The 25,249-nt window shown below is 62.9% G+C and carries 24 protein-coding genes and 1 pseudogene; 8 read left to right on the top strand and 17 right to left on the bottom strand.

All coding sequences use genetic code 11. The annotated features are described in order from the left end of the window. Positions 1 to 39 precede the first annotated feature (39 nt). The 3 genes from AC0QDI_RS15715 to AC0QDI_RS15705 form a co-directional block, all read right to left on the bottom strand. Positions 40 to 1,032: a TIGR03617 family F420-dependent LLM class oxidoreductase gene (locus AC0QDI_RS15715; protein WP_474669782.1), complete on the bottom strand. Its 993-nt coding sequence runs from the start codon at positions 1,030 to 1,032 to the stop codon at positions 40 to 42. Positions 1,033 to 1,149: 117 nt separating this feature from the next. After that, positions 1,150 to 1,599: a MaoC family dehydratase gene (locus tag AC0QDI_RS15710; RefSeq protein WP_474669780.1), complete on the bottom strand. Its 450-nt coding sequence runs from the start codon at positions 1,597 to 1,599 to the stop codon at positions 1,150 to 1,152. 115 nt (positions 1,600 to 1,714) lie between these two features. Further along, on the bottom strand, positions 1,715 to 2,905 hold the full coding sequence (locus AC0QDI_RS15705; RefSeq protein ID WP_474669778.1) for a CaiB/BaiF CoA transferase family protein: 1,191 nt from the start codon (positions 2,903 to 2,905) through the stop codon (positions 1,715 to 1,717). A gap of 135 nt (positions 2,906 to 3,040) precedes the next feature. Here AC0QDI_RS15705 and AC0QDI_RS15700 point away from each other — a divergent pair, with 135 nt between their 5' ends. After that, positions 3,041 to 4,279 carry a CaiB/BaiF CoA transferase family protein gene (locus AC0QDI_RS15700; protein WP_474669776.1) on the top strand — a complete coding sequence of 413 codons (1,239 nt, stop codon included), beginning with the start codon at positions 3,041 to 3,043 and terminating at the stop codon, positions 4,277 to 4,279. Positions 4,280 to 4,384: 105 nt separating this feature from the next. Here AC0QDI_RS15700 and AC0QDI_RS15695 read toward each other — a convergent pair whose 3' ends face one another. Then, a complete protein-coding gene (locus tag AC0QDI_RS15695; RefSeq protein ID WP_474669774.1) occupies positions 4,385 to 5,362 on the bottom strand; it encodes an LLM class flavin-dependent oxidoreductase in 978 nt (325 codons plus the stop codon). 205 nt (positions 5,363 to 5,567) lie between these two features. Here AC0QDI_RS15695 and AC0QDI_RS15690 point away from each other — a divergent pair, with 205 nt between their 5' ends. Next, entirely contained in the window at positions 5,568 to 6,338 is a 771-nt protein-coding gene (locus AC0QDI_RS15690; RefSeq protein ID WP_474669773.1) for an enoyl-CoA hydratase/isomerase family protein, read from the top strand. A 63-nt stretch (positions 6,339 to 6,401) separates the two neighbouring features. Here AC0QDI_RS15690 and AC0QDI_RS15685 read toward each other — a convergent pair whose 3' ends face one another. The 5 genes from AC0QDI_RS15685 to AC0QDI_RS15665 form a co-directional block, all read right to left on the bottom strand. Further along, positions 6,402 to 7,289 (bottom strand): HpcH/HpaI aldolase/citrate lyase family protein, encoded by an 888-nt coding sequence (locus tag AC0QDI_RS15685; protein ID WP_474669771.1) that lies wholly within the window; start codon positions 7,287 to 7,289, stop codon positions 6,402 to 6,404. A gap of 2 nt (positions 7,290 to 7,291) precedes the next feature. Then, the gene (locus AC0QDI_RS15680) at positions 7,292 to 7,762 is read right to left on the bottom strand and encodes a MaoC family dehydratase (RefSeq protein ID WP_474669769.1); all 471 of its coding nucleotides are present in this window, start codon (positions 7,760 to 7,762) and stop codon (positions 7,292 to 7,294) included. Positions 7,763 to 7,832: 70 nt separating this feature from the next. Then, positions 7,833 to 8,570: a polysaccharide deacetylase family protein gene (locus tag AC0QDI_RS15675; RefSeq protein ID WP_474669767.1), complete on the bottom strand. Its 738-nt coding sequence runs from the start codon at positions 8,568 to 8,570 to the stop codon at positions 7,833 to 7,835. Between the two features lie 112 nt (positions 8,571 to 8,682). Then, positions 8,683 to 9,093, bottom strand: a complete 411-nt coding sequence (locus AC0QDI_RS15670; RefSeq protein WP_474669765.1) for a Zn-ribbon domain-containing OB-fold protein — start codon at positions 9,091 to 9,093, stop codon at positions 8,683 to 8,685. Further along, positions 9,090 to 10,265: a thiolase domain-containing protein gene (locus AC0QDI_RS15665; protein ID WP_474669763.1), complete on the bottom strand. Its 1,176-nt coding sequence runs from the start codon at positions 10,263 to 10,265 to the stop codon at positions 9,090 to 9,092. The genes AC0QDI_RS15670 and AC0QDI_RS15665 overlap by 4 nt, the downstream gene beginning before the upstream one ends. A gap of 728 nt (positions 10,266 to 10,993) precedes the next feature. On the opposite strand from AC0QDI_RS15665, the gene AC0QDI_RS15660 reads away from it, so the two are divergent. The 3 genes from AC0QDI_RS15660 (at position 10,994) to AC0QDI_RS15650 (ending at position 14,924) form a co-directional block, all read left to right on the top strand. Next, entirely contained in the window at positions 10,994 to 12,190 is a 1,197-nt protein-coding gene (locus AC0QDI_RS15660) for a 3-hydroxyacyl-CoA dehydrogenase (RefSeq protein ID WP_474669761.1), read from the top strand. A gap of 554 nt (positions 12,191 to 12,744) precedes the next feature. Next, positions 12,745 to 13,671, top strand: coding sequence for a ketopantoate reductase family protein (locus AC0QDI_RS15655; RefSeq protein WP_474669759.1), 927 nt, complete (start codon positions 12,745 to 12,747; stop codon positions 13,669 to 13,671). 80 nt (positions 13,672 to 13,751) lie between these two features. Next, positions 13,752 to 14,924 carry an MFS transporter gene (locus AC0QDI_RS15650; protein WP_474669907.1) on the top strand — a complete coding sequence of 391 codons (1,173 nt, stop codon included), beginning with the start codon at positions 13,752 to 13,754 and terminating at the stop codon, positions 14,922 to 14,924. Between the two features lie 86 nt (positions 14,925 to 15,010). Here the strand turns inward: AC0QDI_RS15650 and AC0QDI_RS15645 are convergent, their stop codons facing one another. From AC0QDI_RS15645 to AC0QDI_RS15620, 6 genes are all read right to left on the bottom strand, one after another. Next, complete coding sequence (locus AC0QDI_RS15645; RefSeq protein ID WP_474669757.1) at positions 15,011 to 15,367, bottom strand: cupin domain-containing protein; 357 nt, start codon at positions 15,365 to 15,367, stop codon at positions 15,011 to 15,013. A gap of 171 nt (positions 15,368 to 15,538) precedes the next feature. Then, positions 15,539 to 16,717, bottom strand: a complete 1,179-nt coding sequence (locus AC0QDI_RS15640; RefSeq protein WP_474669755.1) for a CaiB/BaiF CoA transferase family protein — start codon at positions 16,715 to 16,717, stop codon at positions 15,539 to 15,541. Positions 16,718 to 16,719: 2 nt separating this feature from the next. Next, positions 16,720 to 17,301, bottom strand: coding sequence for a MaoC family dehydratase (locus AC0QDI_RS15635; protein WP_474669753.1), 582 nt, complete (start codon positions 17,299 to 17,301; stop codon positions 16,720 to 16,722). 34 nt (positions 17,302 to 17,335) lie between these two features. Then, a complete protein-coding gene (locus AC0QDI_RS15630) occupies positions 17,336 to 18,541 on the bottom strand; it encodes an acyl-CoA dehydrogenase family protein (RefSeq protein WP_474669751.1) in 1,206 nt (401 codons plus the stop codon). Between the two features lie 198 nt (positions 18,542 to 18,739). After that, entirely contained in the window at positions 18,740 to 19,510 is a 771-nt protein-coding gene (locus AC0QDI_RS15625; RefSeq protein WP_474669749.1) for an SDR family NAD(P)-dependent oxidoreductase, read from the bottom strand. 183 nt (positions 19,511 to 19,693) lie between these two features. Beyond that, positions 19,694 to 20,869 (bottom strand): MFS transporter, encoded by a 1,176-nt coding sequence (locus tag AC0QDI_RS15620; protein ID WP_474669905.1) that lies wholly within the window; start codon positions 20,867 to 20,869, stop codon positions 19,694 to 19,696. 233 nt (positions 20,870 to 21,102) lie between these two features. On the opposite strand from AC0QDI_RS15620, the gene AC0QDI_RS15615 reads away from it, so the two are divergent. Further along, entirely contained in the window at positions 21,103 to 21,837 is a 735-nt protein-coding gene (locus tag AC0QDI_RS15615) for a cysteine dioxygenase family protein (RefSeq protein ID WP_474669747.1), read from the top strand. 237 nt (positions 21,838 to 22,074) lie between these two features. Here the strand turns inward: AC0QDI_RS15615 and AC0QDI_RS15610 are convergent, their stop codons facing one another. Then, positions 22,075 to 22,491: a cupin domain-containing protein gene (locus tag AC0QDI_RS15610; RefSeq protein WP_474669745.1), complete on the bottom strand. Its 417-nt coding sequence runs from the start codon at positions 22,489 to 22,491 to the stop codon at positions 22,075 to 22,077. Between the two features lie 1,238 nt (positions 22,492 to 23,729). Between AC0QDI_RS15610 and AC0QDI_RS15605 the strand changes: the two genes are divergently transcribed. Further along, a complete protein-coding gene (locus tag AC0QDI_RS15605; RefSeq protein WP_474669903.1) occupies positions 23,730 to 23,993 on the top strand; it encodes a hypothetical protein in 264 nt (87 codons plus the stop codon). Positions 23,994 to 24,055: 62 nt separating this feature from the next. Here the strand turns inward: AC0QDI_RS15605 and AC0QDI_RS15600 are convergent. After that, a pseudogene (locus tag AC0QDI_RS15600) lies at positions 24,056 to 24,266 on the bottom strand (IS5/IS1182 family transposase); the annotation flags it as partial. A 490-nt stretch (positions 24,267 to 24,756) separates the two neighbouring features. On the opposite strand from AC0QDI_RS15600, the gene AC0QDI_RS15595 reads away from it, so the two are divergent. Continuing rightward, a complete protein-coding gene (locus AC0QDI_RS15595) occupies positions 24,757 to 25,194 on the top strand; it encodes a DUF7344 domain-containing protein (protein WP_474669743.1) in 438 nt (145 codons plus the stop codon). Positions 25,195 to 25,249 lie beyond the last annotated feature (55 nt).

Raw genomic sequence — 25,249 nt, 5'->3', positions numbered from 1 at the left:
TTAGCGCTCCGTCGTCCGACCGAACTCGTCGGCTGGAGGCTACGACAGGACGCGCTGCCAGTGCGCTTCACCGCGGTACGGCGCGTACAGCGAGATCCGATCGATGTGGGTGTAGCGCTCTTCGATCTCGTCTCTGAGTTCGTCGTACGTTCCCTCGACGGAGAACGTCTCGACCATCTCGTCGGTGACGAGCGCGGGCATCTCGTCCCAGCGGTCCTCGACCGACAGCTCGTGGAGGTCGTCGCAGACGTCCTCCCAGCCGTGGACCGCGAAGATCCGCTTGTAGGTCCGCGTCGATCCGTAGAACGCGATCTGCCGACGGATTTCCTCCCGCGCTTGTTCTCGCTCCGCGTCCGTTTCGCCGGTGATCGCGAACACGTTGGTCACCAGCGTCACGTCGTCCGGGTCCCGATCGGCTCGAGCCGCACCCGTTTCGATGTCCGGAACCACTTCTCGTTCGATATACTCCGGCGAGTTGAGCGGATGGACGTGCAGTCCGTCGCAGCACTCTCCCGCGAGCGTGACGTTGTAAGAGTTGACGCCCGCGACGTAAATCGGAACGCGCGGTTGCTCGATCGGATCCGGACGCCAGTCCGACGGACAGAGCGTGATCGAGTAGAAGTCACCCTCGTAGTTGGGATGTCGGTCTTCCTCCCACGACGCCCAGATCTCCCGGAGCACCTCGACGTACTCGCGGAGTCGCGGGCCGGGCGAATCCCACTCGGCGTCGAACCGCCGCTCGATGTGCCCCTTCACCTGCGTCCCCAGCCCCAGCACGAATCGGCCGTCCGCCAGTGATTGGACGTCCCACGCCGTGTAGGCCGTCACCATCGGGCTGCGGGGGAACGCGACCGTGATGGCCGTTCCGATGTCCATTCGATCGCTCCCGTTCGCCAACTGCGTCGTCAGCGTGAACGGGGAGTGCGTCGTCTCGGTGACCCACGCGCCGTCGAATCCCGTTTCCTCCGCCGCCGCAGCGAGGTCGTCCGCCTCCGTGACGGCCGGGGAGGCGAGATTTGCGTCAAACTTCACGCCTGTACCGTCACCGGAGATCGGAATAAACCTTCCGAGCAACTAGTCCGAGCCATCGGTCTTCGCGCGTCGGAGCAACAGGGTTCCGACCACGGACTGGTCGCCGACCCGCTCGAGTCACTCGCGCTTCCGGATGAAGTGCGACGAGGTCATCTCGAGGACGACGGTATCGTCCTGCGTGAGAACGTCCCACTCGAGGTCGACGACGCCGCCGCGGTCGCTACTCGTCGGAGTGGTGTCCGAGACCGCGACGCGAGTTCGGATCTCGTCGCCGACCGAGACCGGGTTCAGGAACTCGAGGTTCTCCGCGCCCAGCATGGCCAGCCCCGTTCCCTCGATCCACCCCGACCGGGAGAACAGGCCCAGCGAGTACGAGAGCGTCAGATAGCCGGGAACGATCCACGTCTCGTGGTCCGTCTCGCTGTCGAGGAACTGGCGGCTCTCGAAGAGGGGTTCCTGGAGGCCGGTGAGCGCCAGGAACTGTCGGAGGTCGGTCTCGGATATGTACCGCCACGGCGAGGTGTAGGAGTCACCGACGGTGAACTCCTCGAAATGCTTCCCGTCCATGCGGGGTATTGGACGAGTCAGTATAAGTATTTGATCGGCGATGGACGGGCGGTACGGCCGTTCGATCCGTTCTCGGACCGAGGACCAAACGTCTGTTCCCGTCCGTTAACCCCGATCAGCCGACGACTCCCGCTTCGCGCAACGTCTCGATCTCGTCGTCGTCGTAGCCGAGTTCGCGGAGGGCGTGATACGTGTCAGCGCCGAGCGGCCGCGGGTCGGTGTGGACCGGCGCGTCGAACTCGTCGAAGTCGACCGGATAGCGGATCACCGGAACCGAATCGTCTCCGTCCGCGGTGGTGAGTTCCTGCACCAACCCCTGTTGCTCGGTGTACTCGTCCTCGAGCGCCTCGAGGGTGTTCCGGACGGGGCCCGACGGAACGCCGTGTTCCTGGAAGATTTCGAACCACTCCGCGGTCGTTTTCCGCCGCATGATGTCGTCCGTGATCTCGTACAGTTCGTCCATGTTCGCCGTTCGATCGGCTCCCGTCTCGAATCGCGGATCCGCGATGAGGTCCTCCCGATCGATCGCGCGGCAGAACTTCGGCCAGAGCCCGTCGCTCGCGACGGCGACCACGACGTACGAGTCGGCCGTCTCGTACACCTTGTACGGCGCGACGGTCGAGTGCCTATTTCCGACGCGGGGGTACGGTTCGTTTTCCACGCCGCTCGCGGTCGCCCGGATCCCCAGCCAGGACATGATGCAGTTGAGCATCGAGACCTCGACGTACTCCCCGCCGGCGTCGTTGACATCTCGATCGTACAGCGCACCGGTGATCGCCTGAACGGCGTACATCGACGCCGCGATATCGGCGATCGGGATGGACGTGTTCGTCGGCGGTCCGTCGGGCCAGCCGTTGATACTCATCGAGCCGCTCATCGCCTGTGCCACCATGTCGTACGCGGGGTTGTCCTCGTAGATCGAGTCCGATGCGAACCCCTTGATCGAACAGTAGACGATCTCCGGGTTCGCTGCCGACACGGCGTCGTAGTCGAGGCCGAACCCCTCGGCGGTGCCGGCCTTGTAGTTCTCGACGAAGACGTCCGCCTCCTCGAGGAGTTCCATCACGAGCCGTTGTCCGCGATCCGAACGGAGATCTACCTCGACCGAGCGCTTGTTTCGATTGAGCGCGACGAACTGAGAGCTCACGCCGTCGACGAACGGCGCCAGGTTTCGGGAGATATCCCCGGACTCCGGTCGTTCGACCTTCACCACGTCCGCTCCCATGTCGCCGAGGTGCATCGTCGCCACCGGACCGGATACCATCTGAGACAGGTCGACCACCGTGATCCCGTTCAGGAAGCCCATAGACGGTGGATGATCCCGGACCTAATTACGTGTTTGGGCGTCGACCGCCGTTCGACCGCTACGCGAACGCGATACGAGCGCGTCCCCGACGAGCCGATGCGAACACATTTGACGACGAGTGTGGTTCCCAATACCATGCAACCGTTCCTCGACGACGTGCGCGTCCTCGATCTCACACGACTGCTTCCGGGCCCGTACGCGACCACGATGCTCGCGGACGTCGGGGCCGAGGTGATCAAGGTCGAACGGCCGGGCGTCGGCGATCCGGTTCGGCCCAGAGAACCCTCGGTGGGGGGTCGAAGTTACACGCTGCTGACCCGCAATCGGAACAAGAAGAGCATCGCGATCGATCTCAAACGCGACGGCGGCCGGGAAGCGTTCCTCGAGTTGGCACGGACGGCCGATGTCGTCGTCGAATCGTTCCGACCCGGGGTCGTCGACAGACTCGGCGTCGGGTACGAGGCCGTCCGCGACGTGAACGACGATATCGTCTACTGCTCGATTTCGGGGTACGGCCAGGACGGCCCGTACGCCGCTCGGTCAGGCCACGACCTCAATTACATCGGCGTCGCCGGGCTCTTAGCGCTCACGGGTGACCGTGAGGGGGCCCCGGCCATCCCGGGCTACCCGATCGCGGATTTCGCCGGGGCCATGTACGCCGCGTTCGCCGTTTCGACCGGACTCGCCGGCGTTCGCGGTGGCTCCGGCGGTGATCACATCGACGTGAGCATGACGGACGCCGTCGCGTCGTTCTCGATGGTCTACCTGGACCGATACGACGGACGCGGCGAAGTCCCGCGTCGCGGCGAGACGACCCTGACCGGATCCCACCCCGGATACCGGGTCTACGAAACCGGCGACGGGAAGGCCGTGACGATCGGTGCGCTCGAGGAACACTTCTGGAAGAACCTCTGTGAGGCGCTGGAACTCCCGGAGTACGCGGCCCACCACATCGGTCCGAACGGCGACCTCCCCGACTCGCTCCGGACGGAGATGATCGACGCGTTCGCCGATCGACTCGCCGAGCGACCGCGGTCGGCGTGGCTCGAGCGGTTCGACGAGTACGACGTGCCGGCGGGGCCGGTCAACGAGTACGACGACCTCTTCGAGGATCCACACCTCCGGGCGCGCGGCCTGTTCGACGAACTGGACGTCGACGAGGACGGAGAGCGCGATGGAGACGGCGATTCGGACGGGACCGTCCGACAGGTGAACCTCCCGCTCCACTTCGAGCGGTTCAGCCCCGGCGAGAAGACGCCCGCGCCGCATCTCGGGGCCCACACGATCGAACTCCTCGTCGAACTCGGCTACACCGACGCCGAAATCGCGGCCCTGCTCGAGGAGGGGGCGGTCGCCGAGACGGGCGATCTCTGAACGCGTCCTTCGGCAACCCGCAGTCCGGGCCCACCGAAACCTCACCGCAGTACTCGGTCGATCCGTCGTTCGGCGGTCGATCGAACCGAGAGCGACGGGATCGGCCTACGAGACGGCGGCCAGCGCGGTCCGAATGTCGTCGGCGCTCGAGCCCGGCGGGAAGTTCATTACGACCATATCCGCGCCGGCCTCGTGCCACCGCGAGCAGGCCTCCGGCGCATCGTCGGGCGTTCCGACGAGGCCGATGTCCTCGACCAGCTCGTCGGTGACCAGCTGCGCTGCAGCGTCGCGGTCGCCGTCTTGCCACGTGCGGTGGACCGCCGTGGCGACGTCGTAGCCCGCGTCGGCGATCGCGTCGCGGTAGGGCTCCGCGGAGCCGGCGTACGTGGCCACGTGCCGTCGCACGCGGTCGTAGGCCGCGTCGATGTCCTCGTCGATGGCCGTCGGAATGTACGCGTAGACGTCGACGTCGTCGGCCGAACGGCCGCGCTCTCGAGCGGCGCCGTACACGTCGTCCGCCAGCTCGCCGAGGACGGTCTTCGGAACGAGGTGGGGAAGCCAGATGTCGCCCTTCGCACCGGTCAGTCGGCGGTTCGACGGACCGAGGGCCGCGACAGCGATCGGAATCTCGTCCTGAACCGGAGTCTCGAGCAGCCGGCCGCCGGACGGCGAGTAGAAGTCGCCGTCGTAGTCGAGACGGTCGCCGGTCCACCCCGCGCGGATGATGTCGATGTACTCCGCCGTCCGGGACACCGGTCGGTCGAACGGCAGTCCGTGGACGCCTTCGATCAGCGGCGGGGTGCTCGTCCCGAGGCCGAGGACGACGCGGCCGTCGGAGATACCGTCGAGTTCGGCCGCGCTGAGGGCGATGAGGCTGGGAGAGCGCGAAAACACGTTAGCGATCCCCGCTCCGATCGTGACGCTCGACGTCCGCGAGGCGATCCACGTCAGATCGATGAAGAGGTTCGAACTCGCGGATTCGCCGGTGAACACCGCGTCGACGCCGAGGTCGTCGGCGGACTCGGCGAGCGGCAGTCGTTCCTCGCGATCGAGATACGTCGGTAGCATCAGACCAACTGTCATGGGGTCCCTACCCAACGTGTCCATATCACACTTGTGTTACTTGGATGATCGGTCCCGAATCGTTTCGTTGGCAAGCCGCCGTGGCGCATCGAGAGCACTCCTCGCGCAAAACGAGTCGCTGTGTAGGGTGAAGACGGATCAGAGTAGGTGGTGATTGGTACCACGCAACAAAACGGTTAAGGGACGCTTCGCTGTACCTCGAGTGATGTCGTTCGAACTCATCGACTACGAAGTCACCGACCACACGGCCGAGATAACGATGCATCGCGATCCGGTCAACGCGATCAATCACGAACTCACCGAAGAAGTCAACGACGCCTATCGGCTCGCGGGCGACGACGATTCGGTCCGTTCGATCATTCTGACGAGCGCCTTCGACCGCGCGTTCAGCGCCGGCATGGACCTCGAGATGATGGAAGGCGGCTCGGGTCTCGAACTCCGTCGGTTCCTCGAGACGCTGTACTTCGACATGCACGATCTCCAGTACCGGATGGGAAAGCCGACGATCGCCGCGCTCACCGGACCGGCGCGGGCGGCGGGGGTGACGCTGGCCGTTTCGTGCGACGTGATCGTCGGGAGCGAAACCGCATCGATCGGCTACCCCGAGATCGACGTCGGGCTCATCCCGGCGATGCACTTCGTCCACCTGCCGCGACAGATCGGCCGTCACAAGGCGTTCGAGTTGCTGTTTACGGGCGATCCGATGGAGGCACAGGAGGCCGCCGACAGGGGGATCTTCAATGACGTCGTCCCGCAGGACGAGGTCCTCGAGACCGCCCGCGAGCTGGCGTCGTCGTTCAACGAGAAATCGCCGCTCGTGATGGAACTCGCTCGAGACTCCTACATGCGCTCGCAGGATCTGGACTACCGGCGGAACATCGAGAACGTCGTCGAGACGATCTGCAACATCGTCGAAACCGACGAAGCCCAGGAGGGCCTTCAAGCGTACGTCGAGGGTCGCGAGCCGGACTGGTGACCGCGAACGAGAGCGGTACTGTCGAGTCGAATCAGTGACGGCGCTGACTGACGGCGGACCGTCTCAGTCGATCATGTCGAAGGAACGGGCGCGGTCCAGAATATCCTTCCCGCGTTTGATGTGCGCGATATCGATCATTTCCCCCTCGAACCGGACCGCGCCGCGGGACTCCTCGAGTTCCGCGGTCTCCATCTCTTCCATCACTCGTTGCCAGAACGCCACGTCATCTTCGTCGGGGGTGAACATCTCGTTGATCGGCTCGACGTGGCTCGGATGGATGACCTGGTAGCCGGTGTAGCCGAGCGACCGAAGCCGCCGGGCTTCTCGTTTGAGACCCTCGATATCCTCGACGTTCGTCCACGCCCCGCCGAAGAACTGTTCGACGCCGGCCGCTTTCCCGTCGAGGAGGACCTTCGACAGCATGTGAAGCTTCTCGGTTCCCTCTTCGGTCCACTCCCAGCCGAGTGCACGCTCGACGTCGGCACCGCGGCTCGTTCCGCCGACGATGGCGGCGACCCGATCGCTCGCCTGACACAGTTCGTGAGCGTTGTAGAACCCTCGCGGCGTCTCGGGAAGCGCGATGATCTCGGTCGGGCTCTCGATTCCGCGCCGCGACTCGAGGTACGAGAGCACGTGATCGGTGCGCGTTATGTACTCCGTTCGCGGGAGCTTCGGGACGATGACGGCGTCCAGTCGGTCGTGAACGACCGCGTCGAGGTCCGCTTCGAACAGCCCGGTGTCGGGAGCGTTGAGACGGACGGTGACGATCTTGTCGGTGTCCCACCGTTCGTACGCGTCGGCGACGATCTCGCGTGCCCGTTCCTTCTCGCCGGGAGGAACGGAGTCCTCGAGGTCGAAGATGAACGCGTCGGCATCGTACTTCTCGGGCGCTTCGAGCACCCAGTCCTCGTTGTTTGCGGGGATGTACAGAATCGAGCGGATCGGACGCATCGTTACTCCTCCTCCGGCTGGAGGAGCATGAGTCCGATCCGCGTGCACTCACACACCAGCTCCCCGTCCTGATTGCGACCCCGGTGCTCGAAGGTGACGATGCCGCTGTCGTCTCGGGAATCGCTCAATCGCTTCTCGAGCACCTCGGTCTCGGCGTAGAGCGTGTCGCCGATGAAGACGGGATGTGGGAACGCGATCTCTTCGAATCCGAGGTTCGCGACGGTCGTTCCGAGCGTGAGATCGTGAACTTGCAGGCCGACGACCGTCGAGAGCGTGAACATGCTATTGACGAGACGCTGCCCGAATTCGGTCCCCGCCGAGTAGTGAGCGTCGAGGTGCAAGGGCTGTAGGTTGACGGACAGCAACGACCACAGCGTGTTGTCGAATTCGGTAACGGTTCGACCGGGCCGGTGTTCGTACACGTCGCCGACTTCTAGCTCTTCGTAGTACTTCCCGCGTGTTTGCATCGGCATCTCACGGGGGAGGACTGGCCCAACGGGGAAAAGTGTTTGGGACTGGTTCACACGGGAAGGGCGACCGCGCTCACTCCACGCGCACCGGTCTGACGCAGTCGAGGACGATTCCCGTCCCACCCCGTTCGATCTGTTCGGCGACGGAGACGGGTTCGACGGCGCGTATCCACTCCTCGAGCGCCGGCAGCCCCTCGTGATACTCGAGGACCGGCGGATGGAAGAGAAACGGGGTCTCGCCGGCCTCGGCTTTCGCTCGCAGTCGGCCCGTCGCCTCCGCGGGAGGGTGTTCCTCGAGTAGCCGCGTGTCGAACGGCGTTACCGGTTCCACGAGTTCGACGTCCGTGAGCTCCCGGTCCGCTCGTCCGAGTACCCAGTCGAATCCGACGTCCTCGACGGCCCGAACTGCGCCGTCGCTGAGTCGCCGGAACGGAACGAAGAACCCGCCGGGCGTGATACCCGTCGCGTCCTCGATGGCCGCCATTCCGGTGGTAATCGCGTCGTGTGCCGCGTCGTACGACAGGTCGGCGTACGCGTGGTGGCGGTGAGAGTGGAACGTGATCTCGTGGCCGTCGGCGTCGAGCGTTTCGATGATCTCGGCTTGCTCCTCCGCATCGCGGCCGAGGAACGCGAAGCTCCCCGTCGCATCGTTCTCCCGGAGGAGCGCCGAGACCCGCTCGAAGTCCGTCAGGTCGTACTCTGCGACGCAGAACCACGCTTTCCACCGGTGCCGTTCCGGCAGCTCACCGTCGGTGAACAGGCTCAACCACGTTTCGAACTCTCGTAACACCGCGGGACTGGCATCTGGCATAGGACGTACCTCGTCTCCTCCTCTCCGGTACACCGATTAAATCTTCCGCAGGGGTCGTCGATTCTCTGGGTCGACGGCTCCCGTTCGAAGGTCGCCTCGAGCCGGGTTCCGACTACGCGTCCGTCGGGACGAAGACGGGAACCGAGACGTCCTCGTCCTCGGTATCGACGAACCGGACCTCGACGCGCGTTCCGATAGCGACGTCCTCGGGGTCGGCATCGACGTTCGTCATGATCCGGGGCCCCTCGTCGAGTTCCACGTAGGCGACGACGAGCGGCAGGTCGTCTTCGGGCCAACCGCTCATCGTTCGAGCGGTCGAGTACGAGTACACCTCGCCGCGACCCGAGGCCTCACGCCATTCCACGTTCTCGCTGAAGCAGTCCGGACAGAGCGATCGCGGGTAATGATACACGAGCCCGCAATCGGCACATTCCTGGACCAAAAGGTCGCCGTTCGTCGCGGCCTGCCAGTAGCAGCTGGTTTCGGGATTTACGTCGGGAACGGGTCGGGGCTCCCACGTCATCGGTCTTCACCCCCGAGAACGACGGTCGCCGCACCGTGACGAGTCGCGATGCTACCGCCCGTTCCGTGGGCGAGCGCGACGTCGGCGTCGACTTGCACTTCGGGGTTCGCCTCGCCGCGGAGCTGGCGAACGGCCTCGATGACTTTGGTCATCCCGCCGCGGTTCGCTGGGTGGTTCGAGCAGAGGCCGCCACCGTCGGTGTTGAACGGAAGGTCACCGTCCGGTGCCTGCAGCGTGCCGCCTTCGACGAACTCGCCGCCCTCGCCCTTCTCGCAGAACCCCAGATCCTCGATCGCCTCGAGGACGGTGATGGTAAAGGAGTCGTAGATCGAGGCGTAGTCGATATCCGCGGGACCGAGACCGGCTTCCGCGAAGGCGCGTTTACCGGATGACTCGGCCCCGGTACGCGTGATATCGATGCGTCCGGCATCGTGGTGTGCGGGCGCTTCGCCGTGGCCGAGCACTTCGACGGCCTCGCGGTCGAGATCGGCGCGGACGTCCTCGGAGACGAGTACCAGCGCGCCGCCGCCGTCGGAGATGACACAGCAATCGAGCAGATGGAGGGGATCGGCGACGACCCGAGAGTCGACGACGTCTTCGACCGTTACCGGGTCCTGAAACATCGCGTCGTCGTTGTACTGGGCGTGCTGAGACGCGGCGACGCGGATCTCCGCGAGCTGTTCGGCCGTCGTCCCGTGTTCGTGCATGTGGCGCTGTGCGGCCATGCCGTACATCGTGATGTTCGTCGCGCCGTAGATACGCTCGAAGCTGTCCTGTACGGTCCGTATCTCTCGCGCTCCGGACCCCGTCGCCTGACCGCGAGATCGCGGCCGGCCGGCGAGCGTGACGAGCGCAACGTCGCACTTTCCGTCGCGGATCGCGCTGACCGCGTGGCCGACGTGCGCGATGTACGACGAGCCGCCGTAGTCGGTCGTGTCGACGTACGACGCGTCAACGCCGAGGTAATCCGCGATAACGAGCGGCGAGAGGCCGGATTCGTACTCGGGGACGCCGGCGGTGAAGAGACCGTTGACATCGTCTTTCGACAGGCCGGCGTCAGCGAGCGCTCCCTTGGCCACTTCCGCATGCAACTGCATCGTCGATTTATCCGGTGCCTCCCGCGTCGGATGTTCGAAGGCCCCAGCTATGTACGCTGGTTCGCGTTCTGTCATCACGTCTACTGAGTAGGTCGGTTATCCTAAACCTTTGCGTTGGGCTACGTCCGACTCACGGCGCCCCTTGGAGGGGCATCGAGAACGCTCGAAAGACCGATATCGGAAGCGCGCCCGACCACGGACGGCAGCGTCGTACGCTCGCTGGTAGGCACGGTGGTGGAACTTCGATCGTCGATTCGAGCGAACGATCGAGTTAGCCACCTCGGACCCGCTCGAGCGAGGGCAGCCGTGCCCTCTCCAAGGGTTCCGGATCGCGGAACGATATTTCATCTCGATTTGAGTCTTCGTTCCGTTCACAGCTACTGTTCATCCGTTTACCGGGGCATTCGTCAGTACGACTCCCGTTCCTCGTTATGGAATGGCACAGTTATCGGGTAGCCCTCCGTCGTTTCGTCGCGCTCTCGGTTTACCAAGTATACGGTTGTAAAGCGATAGCGGGATCTCTCAGAGGCACAGTTCTCGTCCGGAAAGGGGTTCCGTAACACGGAACAGATGTCGGCCCCCGGTATCGACCGTTGAACGGCGGTTCGTCCCCGACTCCGGTTTGGGCGTCGAACGCTCTACTGGCGGTTTCGAATTCGGGTACCATGCGTTCTCCCCCTCTTACACTGACATCGTATACTTTCACCGCCAGTACGTGGATCGGTCCGCGGCTGCCGGACGGTGCCGACACGCGTCCCGTTTCGAACGGTACATTCTTTATCCGCGTTCGATATCTCATTGGTATGGTAGTAGATAGTGACACCATCGAGACTGTCGCAGTGATCGGGAGCGGTGAAATGGGCCGCGGAATCGCCGCCGTCGCCGCGTTATCCGGCTACGAGACCAGAGTCAACGACATCGACGAGGAACAGCTCGCTGCGGCCAGAGAGCAGATCGAATGGTCGTACGAGAAGACCGTCGAGAGCGGGAACGCGACTCAGGCGGACGTCGACGGTGCGATCGACCGACTCGAGTTTACCACCGATCTCGAGGAGGCAGTCGGCGACGCCGACTTCGTCACCGAGGCGGCGGTCGAGCAGCAGTCGGTAAAAGAGGATATCTTCGAGGATCTCGACGCCGTCGCACCGCCGGAGGCCCTGCTCGCGACGAACACGTCGGGACTCAACATCACCCGGCTCGCCGAAGTGACCGATCGACCGTCACAGGTCGTCGGCACCCACTGGTTCAACCCGCCGATGCTGATGGACCTGGTCGAGGTCATCATGACCGAACACACGCCCGAGGCCGTCGGCGACACCGCGGAAGCGCTCATCGAATCGTTCGACAAAACGCCGATCCGGTGTAAGATCGACATCCCCTCGTTCATCGTCAATCGGCTGATGCGTCCATACGGTGAGGGCCCCGCGTGGATGGTCCACCGCGGCGAATACGCGATCGAAGAGATCGACTCCGCGATGAAGTTCAAAGCGGGATTTCCGATGGGGCCGTTCGAACTCGCCGACTTCACGGGCGGAATACAGGTTCGAGTCGAAGGGGAACAGGACCACCTCGAGGACGATCGTCCGATGTCCTACGATACCGCGGTCTGCCCCATTCTACATCAACTGTACGAGAAGGGCCGATACGGGCGCAAGGCCGACGCGGGCTACTACGACTACGACGAGCGTGACGAGCCCCGGATCCCGGTCGACGCGGGCCAGGGCTTCGATACGCTGCTCGTCTGGGCCCCGATCGTCAACGAAGCGGCCAAAATGGTCCAAAACGACGTCGCGAGCGTCGACGATATCGACACCGGCGCCCGTCTCGGCGGTAATTGGCCGGTCGGACCGCTCGAGAAGGCGGACCAGGTCGGCCTCGACGTCGTCGTCGAGAAGCTAACCGAAGTCGCCAGCCGACACGAGGACACGAACAAACTCGCCGAAACGCTCCCGTGTGACCTGCTCGTCGAGAAGGCGAAGAACGGCGAAACGTTCTACTGACTGCTCCCGTCAGTTGCGGACCCGATGACGTCTATTTTCGCGTCTACGCGTGCTCCATCCCTCAGTAGCGACGATGGTTCCGTTGGTGCTCTCGACTGGCGCTATCCCCGAGTTCCGATTCGAGATTCCACCCCGGTTCCGCGTTGCGGAACTGGGATCTCTCTGCGTCCTCTTCGTAGGCTCTCTCGACACCCACTTATCGGCCGCTTTCCCGCGTTTTGACCCTGTTACACCGTCGTTCCCCGATATAGAACGCGCGGAGCCTTAGTACCGGAGCCCGATTCTCGAGCGCGCTCAGTATTTACAGACATACAGTTGTAATACAGAGCATCGGTTCGCTTCGGCCTGTCCCATCGCGTAAACGGCGATAGTTTCCATCGAATTCGAGACGAGGAAGAAAGACGTGACCGAAAAGCGTGTTCCGTAATGCAGAACACTTTGTCGTGGCTGGTTGCGCTACTTTCGATCCTGTCCGCGGTGCTCAACGTATTTGGTCCTTCACAGCGATAACGGACTATGTCGAGTGGATCGCTGGCAGTCGAGGGGGACCAGTCGTGAAAATTGCGGTCATCGGCGCCGGGGCGCTCGGCTGCCTCTTCGGCGGCAAACTGCACGCTGCCGGGCACGACGTCTGGTTGCTTCACCACCGCCAGTCGGCCGTCGACGCGATGAACCGAAACGGGATTCGGATCGACAGCGACGACGGCGCCACGTCGGTGTCCGTGCCGGCGACGACCGATGCGACCGACGTGACCGACGCCGATCTCGCGCTTGTCTTCGTCAAGGCACAGCAAACGGTCGATGCCCTCGAGCAACACGCCGACTGTCTCGGCCCGGAGACGACCCTTCTTTCGCTACAGAACGGGCTCCGACACTACGACCAGCTGGTGGATATCATCGGGATCGATCGCGCGCTGGGCGGCGTCACCTATCAGGGCGCGCGCAGCGACCGTCCGGGGCGGGTCACCCAGACGGCCGCCGGACGGTCAATGCTGGGGGGAACGGATGTCCGAACCGCTCGCGAGGTCGTGCAGGTGTTGACCGACGCGGGGCTCCCCGCCGAGCGAGTCGACGATCCGACGACGGCGATCTGGACGAAACAACTCGTCAGCCTCCCCGTCAAACCCGTCGCAGCGCTCACTCGGCTGCCGAACGGACGGCTCGTCGCGAACGACGGATTGCGAGCGGTGATGGAACGGATCGTCCGCGAGGCGGAACTCGTCGCGGCGGCGATCGGCGTCGACCTCCCGGACGCGGATCCGATGGCGGAGGTCACCGAGATCTGCCGATCCGGGCCGACCCACCGGTCCAGTATGCTGCAGGACGTGCTTGCGGAGCGGAGAACCGAAATCGACGAGATCAACGGTGCGCTGGTCGAAATCGCCCGCGAAGAGAACGTCGACGTTCCGGTCAACGAACTCGTCACGCGCCTCGTTCGAGGTCTCGAGCGGAGCTATCTCGAGCGCGATCACGCCGACTAACGGCCGATCGGTCGGATTCGAAGCGGATCCATCACATCCATATAGCTTCGATAGAATGCCGATAGCAGATGAACTCGAGAATGGACTGGAACTATCGTCACACGGTCCTCGTCCTCTGTATGTTCGCCTTTTTCGTGACGTACTTCGCCCGTCTGCTCGTCAGCCCGGTCGTTCCGTTCATTATCGAAGATTTCAACGTCTCCAACACGCAGATCGGGATCTCGCTTTCCGGCATGTGGATCGCCTACGGACTGACGCAGTTCCCGAGCGGCGTCTTCGCGGAGCGCTTCGGTGAGAAGCGGATTATCGCCGTCGCGGTGGGCGGGACGGCAGTCACCAGTCTCCTGGCCGCTATCGCGCCCCTGTTCGCGGTGTTCGCCGCGTGCATCGTCCTCCTCGGTGGCGTCGCCGGCCTTCACTACAGCGTCGCGACGACGCTGCTCTCTCGCACCTACGACGATATCGGGACCGCGCTCGGTCTCCACTCCTTCGGAGCGCCCCTCGCCGGCCTGCTCGCCCCGGTCACGGCCTCCTGGGTGGGTATTCGGTACGGCTGGCGGCCCGCCGTCGCGCTGGCCGTCCTGGTCGCAGTTCCGATCTTCGTCCTCTTCGTGTGGCGAATCCGTCCGACCGAGCCGCGCCACCCCGAGCGATCGATGCGGGAACAGTTCGCCCTCGGGCCGCTCTTGGAGTACCTCTCGAGACCGCAGATCGCCTTCACCCTTCTCATCGCGATCGTCGCGACGTTCGCGGTCAACGGAATCGTCACGTTCCTGCCGACGTTTCTCGTCGAACACCGCGCGCAGTCGCCGGCGCTGGCGGGTCTCGTGTTCTCCGGATACTTCGTCGTCAGGGGCGGCGCTCAGATCGGCGTGGGCGTCCTCTCCGACCGCGTCGGCCGAGACTTCGCCGTCGCGACCTGCCTGGTCGCCGGAGCGGCCGGGCTCGCGCTGTTCGTCGCCGGTCCCGGTCTCGCCGCGGTCGCGCTCGGCGTCCTGTTGTTCGGCATCGGCTCGAGCTTTTTCGCCGCGCTGGAACCGCGATTCATGGACGTGCTGGGTGACGACGAGCGGGGCGCGGGGTTCGGACTCGTCCGGACGGTGTACGTCGTCTTCGGCTCGACCGGATCGTTCGGCGTCGGCCTCCTCGCCGACCTGTTCGGGTGGGGCGTCTCGTACAGCGTCCTAGCCGGGCTCTGCGCGCTCGCGTTCGGCGCCGTCGTCTGCAACGCCGCTCTCGACCTGGGATACTGAACTCGAGATGCGGAACCGCCGTCGACGGATGCGGGAGGCCCGCCTCGAGGCAGTTCTGCGGTCCTCTCCCCGATTTCGCGACCGTCTCACTCGTCCTCGCGAACGCCATCGTCCGCGACGTTCGGCGCACCGACGACGAACAGCGTTCCGTCCTCGAGCGCCGTCACCTGCCGCCACTCGTCCGGCGAGACGACCGCGACGTCTTCGGCCTCGAGCTCGATCGTTTCGTCGCCGATTTCCAGTCGGAACCGGCCGTCGAGGACGAGGTACAGTTCTTCCTGCTCGCGGTGGTGATGTCGGTTGCCGGTATCCCCCTTCTCGAACTGCCAGACGTTCGGTCGCATCGCTTCCGGTTTGAGTTCGTATCCGACCGCTTTCACTCGTTGATCGAGATCGTCGACGCTCCGCGGCTCGAGGTCGTCGAGGTTGACTCGGCTGAACATAGGCCCGGTTCGACGACGAGCGGCATAAAGAAACGCCAAACGGTCGCAACTGCCGCAACGATCGCGTGACCACACGATCGCAGGAACCCTCGATATCGAGGACCCGTGACCGCACATGTTTCGGTGCGGGCGAACGGTCCGGGTGGTCTCTCCGCCCGGATCGCGTCCCGCTTAAATCACGTCTTCCGTCCGCAGTAGCTCGATCTCCCTCTCCGAGTACCCCAGCGCCCCGAGCACGTCGTCAGTGTCCTCGCCCAGGTCGGGCATCGGTTCGGCCGCGAACTCGAGGGAGTCGGAGTCGATCGGGTTGTCGATGTACGGCACCGGACCGTCCTCCGTTTCGAGCTCTTTGACCAGTTCGAGGTGCTCGGTCTGTGGATGCTCGAGCACCTCGTCGAGCTGGTTCACGTCGCCCCACGGAATACCCGCCTCGGACAACCGTTCGGCCCAGTAATCGCGGGACTCCTCCGCGATGAGGGACTCGATCATCGGTTCGAGGACGTCGCGATGCTCGACCCGGCGTTCGTTGTCCGCGAACCGCTCGTCCTCGAGCAGGTCGGGACGCTCGAGGACGACCTCGCAGAGCAGTTCCCAGTGCGCCTCGCTGAGGATGGCGTAGTTGACGTACTGATCGTCGGCCGTCTCGTGGGGTCCGTAGGGGGTCAGCAGGTGGTGGCGCATCCCGATCCGCTCGGGCAGTTCGTCGTTGTGCCAGTACTTGTGCGGGAAGTAGCCGAGCCACGAGAGCATCCCGCCGAACATCGTGACGTCGAGTTCCTGGCCCTCGCCGGTCCGTTCGCGGTGGAAGAGGGCGAGGAGCGACGAGATCGTTCCGTAGGTCGCGGCGTTGATGTCACAGACGCTCAGGGGAATCTTCGCCGGTGCGTCCGGCGAGCCGTTCATCGGAATCAACCCGGTCTCGCCCTGCATGACCATATCGTAGGCTTTCCGGTCGCTGTATGGGCCGTCCCGGCCGTAGCCCGAGATGTTCAGATAGATTATATCCTCGGTAGTCCGCCTGATGTCTTCGTATCCGACGCCGAGTCGTTCGACCACGTCGGGCGACGAGTTCTGGACGACGATATCGGCCTCTTCGGCCAGTTCGTGGAAGATGGCGGTCCCAGAGTCGTTCTTGAGATTCAGTTCGACGCTCAGTTTGTTCCGATCGACCCAGGCGTGGGCGGACGAATCGCCGTACACGACGGAATCCCAGTGGCGGTTGACGTCCCCCACGTCCGGTCGTTCGACCTTGATAACCTCCGCACCGAAGTCACCCAACATTCGGGTACAAAGCGGCGCGCTGATCCCGTTCTCGAGGCTGAGCACCGTGATGTCGTCGAGTGCGAACACGCTCAGCGGTCCTCCGGTTGGGTTCCGATCCCCTCGGGCCAGCCCGGCGGCTCCGCGGCGGAGGGGTCGGCGTGCTCGCGTTTTAGCACCATCGGCGTGCGCTCGAGGCTCAACACGAGGTCGTCGTGCTGGTTGTACGCCCGGAGCTCGGTTTCGACGATGCCGACGTGGTCGCGAGACTCGAGTTCTCGTTTGCTCAGGACCTCGCTCTCGGCGAAGATAGTGTCGCCGTGGAAGACGGGGCTGTGGTGACGAATATCGTCGTAGCCGAGATTCGCGGTGGCGTTGACCGAAACGTCGACGACGCTCATTCCGACGGCCGTCGAGATGACGACGAGGCCGTTGACGAGGCGCTCGCCGAACTCCGTCTCGGCGGCGTAGGCCTCGTTGAAGTGCATCGGGTTGAGGTTCATCGTCACGTTCGTCATCCAGACGTTGTCCGTCTCGGTGACGGTCCGACCGAAGGGATGCTTGTAGATGTCGCCGACCGTGAAATCCTCGTAGTATCGGCCGTGCCAGCCCTCGACGAGCCGTTTATCTGGTGTTTCCTCGCTGTCGTCCGTCGTCTCGCTGTGGTCCGTCATGGGTTTCTATCGTGAGTCGTGAGTCGTGTTTCGATCAGTACGAGCGCGGCAGGCCGAGCACGTTCTCGCCGAGGTAGTTCAGGGCGAGCTGCTGGGTGATCGGCACGAGCCGGGTCAGTCTGGCTTCGCGGAAGTAGCGCTCGACGTCGTACTCCGTCGCGATGCCGAATCCGCCGTGGGTCTGGACCGCGGCGTCGGCCGCCTCGTAGGCCGCGTCGGCCGCGAGGAACTTCGCCGCGTTCGCGTACGCGCCGAGATCGACGTCCTCGTCCGAGGCCGCTCGGTCGGCCGCGTTGTACGTCAGTTGCTTGGCCGCCTGCAATCGCGCGTAGGCCTCCGCGAGCGGGTGCTGGATCGCCTGATTCGAACCGATCGGGCGGTCGAACACCTCACGCTCGTTGGCGTAGTCGACCGCCCGTTCGAGCGCCAGTCGCCCCAGTCCGATGCACTCGGCAGCGATGACGAGCCGCTCCTCGTTGAGGCCGTCCAGCACCTGGTAGAACCCCTCCCCTTCGACGCCGATCAGGTTCTCGGCGGGGACGCGCAGGTCGTCGAACCAGAGCTCGAACGAGTGAACGAAGTCGCTGGCGGACTTGGGGATCGCCTCCATCTCGAGTGCCCCCTGCTCGACGGCGTCCTCGATGTCGACGAGGAACATCGAGATTCCGTGCGTTCGCTTGTCGACCTCCTCGAGCGGCGTCGTCCGCGCGACGAGGACGATGTAGTCGGAGACGTCGACGCGGGAGGTCCAGATCTTCTGCCCGTTGATGACGTACTCGTCGCCCTCTTTATCCGCGCGCGTTTCGATCGCCGTCGAGTTCGAGCCCGCGTTCGGCTCGGTCAGGCCGAACGCCTGAATCGACGCCTCGCCGTCCGCGACCCGGGGAAGCAGGTCGCCTTTCAGTTCCTCACTGGCGTACTCGACGATGGGGACGGAGTTGTACACGCCGCCGTGGACCGCCTGCGCGGCGCTGAATCCGCCGCCGTTCGCGGCGATTTCTTCCATCATGACGACGGTTTCTCGGGTCCCCATTCCGGCACCGCCGTAGGCTTCGGGAATGAGGACCCCCATCCATCCGTGATCGATAAGCGTGTCGACGAATTCGTGGGGATACTCACCGGCTTCGGCCTGGTCGCGCCAGTACTGGTGGTCGAAGTTCGAACAAACGTCCCGGACGCTGGTCTGTACCAACTGCTGACTTTCGGTCAGCGTGACAGCGTCGCTGAGGAGTTGGGCCATCAGTCGCATATCGGTGGAACACGGTAAAAGTATTATGTCCTCGTCGGCGAGACGAGTCGTCAACGGTCGGGTTGCGGTGCGAAGCGCTGCGAACGAGGGATGCGTCGATCGCCGCGCCGTTTCCCGTCCGAAAACGGCAAATGAGCGATCGTCCGCCACCCCTCCCGTCCTGTGGCCCCCTCGAGGTGACTCCGTCGATCAGCAGACGGTGAAGCCGGAGTCGATGGTGATGTCCTGGGCGGTGATGTGGCGCCCGTTCGGGCCGGCGAGGTAGGCGACCATCTCCCCGATGTCCCTGGGCTCGGCGATTTCCCCGATCGGCAGGGTCGCTTCGGTCTCCCGGCGGACTTCCGCCGCCGTCGTTCCGTTCCGTTCGGCGCGCTCCTCCCAGACGCGACGGATCCGATCACCGTCGACCGGACCCGGACAGATGGTGTTCGCCGTCACGCCGTCTTCGCCGAGCTCGTACGCGATCGCACGAGTCATCGTGATCTGTGCGGCCTTCGACGCCGTATAGGGGGTTCGAAGCGGGTGGGCGCGCTTGGCGCTGGTCGAGGAAATCGTGACCATGCTCCCTCGGTCGCTCTCCCGGAGGTGGGGCGCAGCGTGTTTCGCGCAGAGAAACGTTCCGAGAACGTTGACGTCCTGAACGCGTCGCCATTCGTCGACGTCGATCTCCTCGATCGGAGACGTCGGCCCGGCGATGCCCGCATTGTTAACGAGGCAATCGAGGCCGCCGAACGCCTCGACCGTCTCTTCGATCGCCGCCGCGACCGACGCCTCGTTCGTCACGTCCGTCTCGATCGGCAGCGTTCGATCCGGTTCATCGATCTCGGCTTCCGTCTCGTAGATTCCGTCGCTCCTCGCCGCCAGGGCGACTGACGCCCCCTGATCCGCGAGGGAGATGGCGATCTCGCGTCCGATACCCTGGCTCGCTCCCGTGACAAATGCGACCGTTTCCGTGAGCATGGGAACCCCTCACGCTCTCGAGCATTAACCGTTCGGATTGCGGGGGCGGCGTGTCGTCCATTTCCGATCCCGGACGGCAGTGGTTCGGCCTCTCCGAGCGATACGAGGAACTCGCGCTCTGTGGTCAGTTCGCCGACTCGGCTGCGGCGGGCGATTGCTGCGTCCCGGCCGTCGCAACGAGCATCAATTTTCGGGGATGCGAAACGCCAGGAAGAGCATTCCGGCCGCGAAGACGGCCAGTATCGTGAATCCCTCGTCGAAGAAGCCGCGTTCGGCCGCCGCTCCGAACAGGACGGGGCTGATCGCGCCGATCGTGAACCCGACGGAGCGGAGAATCCCGAACCCCGTGCCGCGGATATCCGCGGGGAGGGAGCGAAGCAACGACGGCTCGAGGACCGTCGCGAAGCCGAGCAGCGTGCTCACGAGCGCCGTTACCGCGACGAGGCCCCACACCCCGTCGACGAACGGCAGCGCGACGAGGGCGATCGTCGGACCGCTCGCGACGATCGCGAGCGACCGCCGGATGCCGAATCGATCGTACGCCACCCCGGAGAGCGGCTTGATGCAGATACCGAGCGCGAAGAACGTCCCGAACAGGAGACTGGCGACGGTCGTCGAAAGGTCTTTCTCCTCGATCAGATACGTCGGGTAGAAGCTCGTAAAGGCCTGCCAGACGACGAGGCCGAGGATCAACGCCGCCGTCGCGGAGACGATCGTCGGTCGACTCAACGCCGATCGGAGCGCCGTGAGATCGTCGCGACCGAAGCCGGATCTGCCGTTCGACACGCTTGTCGAACGGACCGGAACGACGAGCCAGAGGGTGACGGCCGCGAGTACGAACAGCGGAATCACGAACCCGAATCCGTACGTCCAGAGGAACGTCGCCGCGAGCACGCTGGCGATCGGGGGAAGGATCGACTGGCCGGCGTCCTGTGACGCGGCCGTCACACCGTTCGCAGCGCCGAGTCGCTCCGAATAGAGCCGGGAGAGCACGGTATATCGACCGACTGCGTACAGTGCCGTTCCGAACCCGAACAGCGCCGTCGCGACGAAGAGGACGATCGCGGATCTGGCGGTGACGACGAGCGTCAGCGTGCCGGCGGAGATCACCGCGCTGGCCGAGAGCGTGAATCGCTCGCCGAACCGATCCGCGAGGACGCCGCCCGGAAACTGGCCGAACGCGTAGGCGAGAAACAACACCGTCAACAGGAGTCCGGCGGTCGTCAGGTCGAGCCCGTAGGCCGACCGTAGCGACGGGAGCATCACCGGATAGATCATCCGAACGCCGACCGAGAGAAGCCAACCGCCGGCGGTCGCGGTGAGTACCTTTCCGCGTCCGCCACTCCAGAGGTCGCGCACGCCGCTTTTGAACGCGGAGAGGGCACTGAAAGCGCTATTTCCCACGACGGAACGTTACCGGATCGCGATCATAAGTATTCTGTTCGACACCTCAGAGACGGCACCGGATCGCGGCGGCGTTCGCCTCGAGACGCTTCCGTCCGGTCTTCGCGAGGAAACGGGGTCGATCCTGCCGATCCGTTGTGGACGACGACCGAGCGTTTATGATCACTGATGACATTTACCACGACACGATGGCGTCAACCGAATCGGACCCCGAACCGGAGTTCATCTACGATAACGATCGACTGCGAGAGTTCGTCCAGACGGTGAAAGCGGCCGCCGACGAACACGAGGCGGTTCCACCGTTACTCGAGGCGCTGGCGGACCCGTTCGAGGAACTCCTCGCGGACGACGACTGGCTTGCCGAACGGTATCAGGAACTCGCCATGGACGACGTGGACGATAAGGGTAACATGGGAGAGGACATCGCGCAGTGGCTGCTGTACCGGGAGGGAAACAAACTGTCGGTGTTCACGCTCGTCCTTCCGCCGGGCGCTTCGACGCCGGTCCACGACCATCTCGCGTGGGGACTCGTCGGAATCTACGGCGGGACGCAACGCGAGGATTTCTACCGCCGGGTCGATGACGCGACGAACGACGAAGGCGAGGCGGAACTCGACCGGATTCGGACCGAGCGCATGGAACGCGGTGACTACTACGAACTGATCCCGCCGAACAACGACATCCACTCCGTCGAGACGACGTCGGACGAACCCAGCGTCAGCGTTCACCTGCTCGGCGCGGACGTCGGCTGTATCGAACGGCACGCGTTCGACGCCGACGGTGGCTCAGTCGAACTGTTCCATTCCGGCTACACGAACGTCGAGTGCGAGGACGTTCTCGAAACGCCGGACGTGGGACACGGACACCAGCACGAGCACGATCACGACCATACCCACAACGGCGACACGGATAGTAGCCGCTGAACGTCACTGCACACCGAATCCAACGACAGCGTTCCGATTACCGTGTTAATCGTTTCAGCGGCTGCTATAACGGATCGTGGATGAGGCGAAACGACGACTCGAGGAGGTCTCATGACAACAGCCGTCCAGCTCGAGTCGTCTCACCCCTTCTCTCACGCTGGTAAACTACCACACACCACCGTTTGGCCCGAGAACTCGAGGGGAATTCAGCGGCCACACGGTCGGTTTCGCGGGCCGTCAGCCGTCGATCTCGTCGTCGGAAATCGAGTGGGGATCGCGGCCTGGATCGTCGACTGATGGCGCGCCGAAGGCGAGGACTGCGCCGCCATCGTCGCTGATACAGCGATGGCCGTGGCCGATCTTCGGCGCGGCGACCCAGAACGTCCCCTCGTCGGCCTCGACGAACTCCGCCTCGCCCGAGCGGCCGAGTTTCAGCGAAAACGTTCCCTCGAGGACGTAGAAGAGTTCTTCTTGCTCCGAGTGCGCGTGGTATCCGATCTCTTCGCCCTCGTCGAAATACCAGATCTTCACCGCACTATTCTGACAGTCGAGTTCCTCGTCAACGGCCCGCATGTCCAGATCCGGCGGCATTTCGTCGATTTCGGAGAGGTCGGTGAGCGGTACATCCTCGCTATCGACAACGGTATACTCCATACCGTGTGACGTACTACCTAGAGAGACTATAACCTTCTGATCCCCGCGACGCTCCATCACGGGACCGCCTCGTCGCGGCGCTCAGAGGCGGTCGAAAGGGTGAGGCGTGGCGTTTCAACGCGACCCATACTCCAGAACGCGACTCGCCCCTATCGTAGCAGCTCTCTCGATCGGGAATTTGTGGGATGAGACGGAACACCGAAACCGTTACTGACGCTCAGTATTCACTCCCATCTTGCTAGATATTTCCCTTCAAAATACCAGTCACATTATAGAAGGGTTCGATACTACCCGGAACGAGCAATAGTCTCTCAATAGGATACAAAGCCGATCGACATCCCGATCCCGTCCAGAACTCGGATCGTGTTACGGTCGACGAGACAGTGATCTGACCTGCCATCGGACGATATCGGCTAGACGACGCCGACAATCCCGAAACGAACAAGTTTGGTCGTGAAACGACTGAAGCGGCCAGAAACGAGGTTGCTACAGGTTCGTTCTTCCGCGGCCTATCGTGAAACACGACGTCGAGGACGGTGTGTTGTTGGTCACCGAAGATCGATCGTCGAATCGTCACTGTCAACGTCGGCCTCGATTACAGAGATGGAAACGTGGAAATCTGACCCGCGTCGAAATATATTTTCTATGGTATAACACCCCATACATATAATTTCAAACTATTCTAGTTATTCGAGACGAAACGGCTGGTGAGAGGGAGGGAGAGAACAGGTACCGACGCGTTCGTTATTCAGTTGAAGGCGACGGCGCTCGCGCCCCCGAGGTTCGTCGAATCCGACTGCGAACCGTTCACGGAGTGGATCTGCTAGCTATCTCTCTCAAGTCGATTTCTCAGCCTGTACAGTTCTCACAGTCGTCTCACTAGATGGTGCTGATCGAGAGAAGATGTCGGACGAAACGGAGACAACACAGCCCCGTTCTCGTGTCTCTTGTTGCTGCCCACCTATTGTACTTACTATACCTATTATACCTATTATACCTGATGTTCCTATTGTGCCTATTGTGCCTGTTGTATTCTCCCCGAGAACCGGAACCATCCCCTGTGCGCATCTCGAGGCCACTCAGTCAAAGCTGGTTACGGCCGCCGGCCGACTCGAGATTGCGATCGCTGCTCGTTCGGTCCGGTTCTCGAGACGGTCTTCTCGTGTGGCGGTAGTTTCCCCGGTTTGGGGAGTATCCTTAAGCAGCGAGAGTACGAAGACTGTGCACACGAACCCGAGATGAACGATCTCACCGATCCGCGGCCACCGCTTCCGGAGTGGATTTTGGATTCGTACGACCTCCTTTGCACTCACAGCCGCGGTTCGGACGATCACGAAGACGTGCAGTCGATCTCGCGCGAACGCGCGGTCGAAATCCTCCTCGAATCCGACGAACTGACGCTCGAGTCTGCGGACGCGGAGCACGCGATTACCCGACTGCTCGAGCGGGGCTACTTCTACGAAGTCGATGACGAACTCCGTATAACGGAGGCAGAAAACTGAGTCCGTTCTGTACGCCAGGTTTGGAAATTCCTGCCGCGTACAGTTTCGGAACGGACGACAAACGAGGTGCACTCACGATGCGCGCTCAGTGGACGACCCACGTATTGACGGGAAAGTCGCTTTTTTCTGGTCGTCATATCCTCGGTCATCAAGAAGGATGGTGAGAGCCTCGGGGTTGGGCTTGCTCAAAGAGAGGGAGACGAAGAGAGCAATTTGGCTATCGAGTTTTGGTGTTGGTATCACATGGAGATCGCGAATTGTGTTTACCTTCGTATTATAGTAGCCCCTGAAACGATTTAGACACTGATCGCGACGCAGCGAGAGCTCCGACGATCCGTTCGATAGTGGCAGCGACGATGACGAGTAGGATGCCGGACTAGTTGGGATCGAGTCGTCACCGTTGCCCAACTCGACAGTACGGCAGGGTACGAGTAGTGATCACGACCGGCGTCGAAATGAGTGTGGTGAGGGGAATCCGAGGGGGTTCCGAAGAGAACGATCTAAGCCGGGGATAATGGTTTCAGCCGACCACACCAAGGCTCTACTTGCGCGAATTATCGCCCATGTGATGGGATAGGAGTAGTACGCAATCGGGTTATGATCCATTGATACAAGGCGGCAACGCGTATTTGTAATGGATATTCCCTTTGGCCCTCAGTGGTTTTACCAGCCATAGTGACATTCTATTGTACCAAATCGTGTTGGAAAATGTGTTTTCACTCCTGAAGTACATCCTCTATTTAGTCAACGGATAATCGAAATGATGATCAACAGTGATTTTCCCTCCAGCGATGGAGAACCAGGAGAGACGTCGAAACTCACCAAAGACGGAATCTTTCATCTCCTCAAGGCAAGCCGTAGAAGAGATGTAATCGCCTATCTGTTGGATAACGATGGACCGATCAAGATGGGGGACCTCGCCGAGATCGTCTCGGCAAAAGAACACGAGACGACTGTCGCAGAGCTAACCTCCACCCAACGCCAGCGCGTCTATATCCCACTCTACCGAGAACATCTCCCCAAACTCGATGAGAAAGGAATGATCGAATACAATCAGCAACGCGGGATCGTCCGACCGACTGACCGATTAGAGGTTTTTCGACCCCATCTCGACGCAGTGGATCCGATCGACGGACTCGCTTATGCGGGCACCGGTCCTGTCCGCTCCCTTATCGCGCGTGGCGTGAGTCTCGTTATATAGTGGCTGAAAGGAGCGCGTAGGTGTGTATAGTGAGCGTGCATTTTGTGCCGAAATG

Source organism: Natrinema sp. LJW11 (assembly GCF_056135975.1).
Note: the sequence above shows the minus strand (reverse complement) of the source record. Positions and strands in the feature narration are given on the sequence as shown.

Coding starts and splice junctions, on each gene's coding strand:
- AC0QDI_RS15710 (WP_474669780.1), bottom strand. CDS start 1,599: ATGGACGGGAAGCATTTCGAGGAGTTCACCGTCGGTGACTCCTACACC.
- AC0QDI_RS15705 (WP_474669778.1), bottom strand. CDS start 2,905: ATGGGCTTCCTGAACGGGATCACGGTGGTCGACCTGTCTCAGATGGTA.
- AC0QDI_RS15700 (WP_474669776.1), top strand. CDS start 3,041: ATGCAACCGTTCCTCGACGACGTGCGCGTCCTCGATCTCACACGACTG.
- AC0QDI_RS15695 (WP_474669774.1), bottom strand. CDS start 5,362: ATGACAGTTGGTCTGATGCTACCGACGTATCTCGATCGCGAGGAACGA.
- AC0QDI_RS15690 (WP_474669773.1), top strand. CDS start 5,568: ATGTCGTTCGAACTCATCGACTACGAAGTCACCGACCACACGGCCGAG.
- AC0QDI_RS15685 (WP_474669771.1), bottom strand. CDS start 7,289: ATGCGTCCGATCCGCTCGATTCTGTACATCCCCGCAAACAACGAGGAC.
- AC0QDI_RS15680 (WP_474669769.1), bottom strand. CDS start 7,762: ATGCCGATGCAAACACGCGGGAAGTACTACGAAGAGCTAGAAGTCGGC.
- AC0QDI_RS15675 (WP_474669767.1), bottom strand. CDS start 8,570: ATGCCAGATGCCAGTCCCGCGGTGTTACGAGAGTTCGAAACGTGGTTG.
- AC0QDI_RS15670 (WP_474669765.1), bottom strand. CDS start 9,093: ATGACGTGGGAGCCCCGACCCGTTCCCGACGTAAATCCCGAAACCAGC.
- AC0QDI_RS15665 (WP_474669763.1), bottom strand. CDS start 10,265: ATGACAGAACGCGAACCAGCGTACATAGCTGGGGCCTTCGAACATCCG.
- AC0QDI_RS15660 (WP_474669761.1), top strand. CDS start 10,994: ATGGTAGTAGATAGTGACACCATCGAGACTGTCGCAGTGATCGGGAGC.
- AC0QDI_RS15650 (WP_474669907.1), top strand. CDS start 13,752: ATGGACTGGAACTATCGTCACACGGTCCTCGTCCTCTGTATGTTCGCC.
- AC0QDI_RS15645 (WP_474669757.1), bottom strand. CDS start 15,367: ATGTTCAGCCGAGTCAACCTCGACGACCTCGAGCCGCGGAGCGTCGAC.
- AC0QDI_RS15635 (WP_474669753.1), bottom strand. CDS start 17,301: ATGACGGACCACAGCGAGACGACGGACGACAGCGAGGAAACACCAGAT.
- AC0QDI_RS15630 (WP_474669751.1), bottom strand. CDS start 18,541: ATGGCCCAACTCCTCAGCGACGCTGTCACGCTGACCGAAAGTCAGCAG.
- AC0QDI_RS15625 (WP_474669749.1), bottom strand. CDS start 19,510: ATGCTCACGGAAACGGTCGCATTTGTCACGGGAGCGAGCCAGGGTATC.
- AC0QDI_RS15615 (WP_474669747.1), top strand. CDS start 21,103: ATGGCGTCAACCGAATCGGACCCCGAACCGGAGTTCATCTACGATAAC.
- AC0QDI_RS15610 (WP_474669745.1), bottom strand. CDS start 22,491: ATGGAGTATACCGTTGTCGATAGCGAGGATGTACCGCTCACCGACCTC.
- AC0QDI_RS15605 (WP_474669903.1), top strand. CDS start 23,730: ATGAACGATCTCACCGATCCGCGGCCACCGCTTCCGGAGTGGATTTTG.
- AC0QDI_RS15595 (WP_474669743.1), top strand. CDS start 24,757: ATGATCAACAGTGATTTTCCCTCCAGCGATGGAGAACCAGGAGAGACG.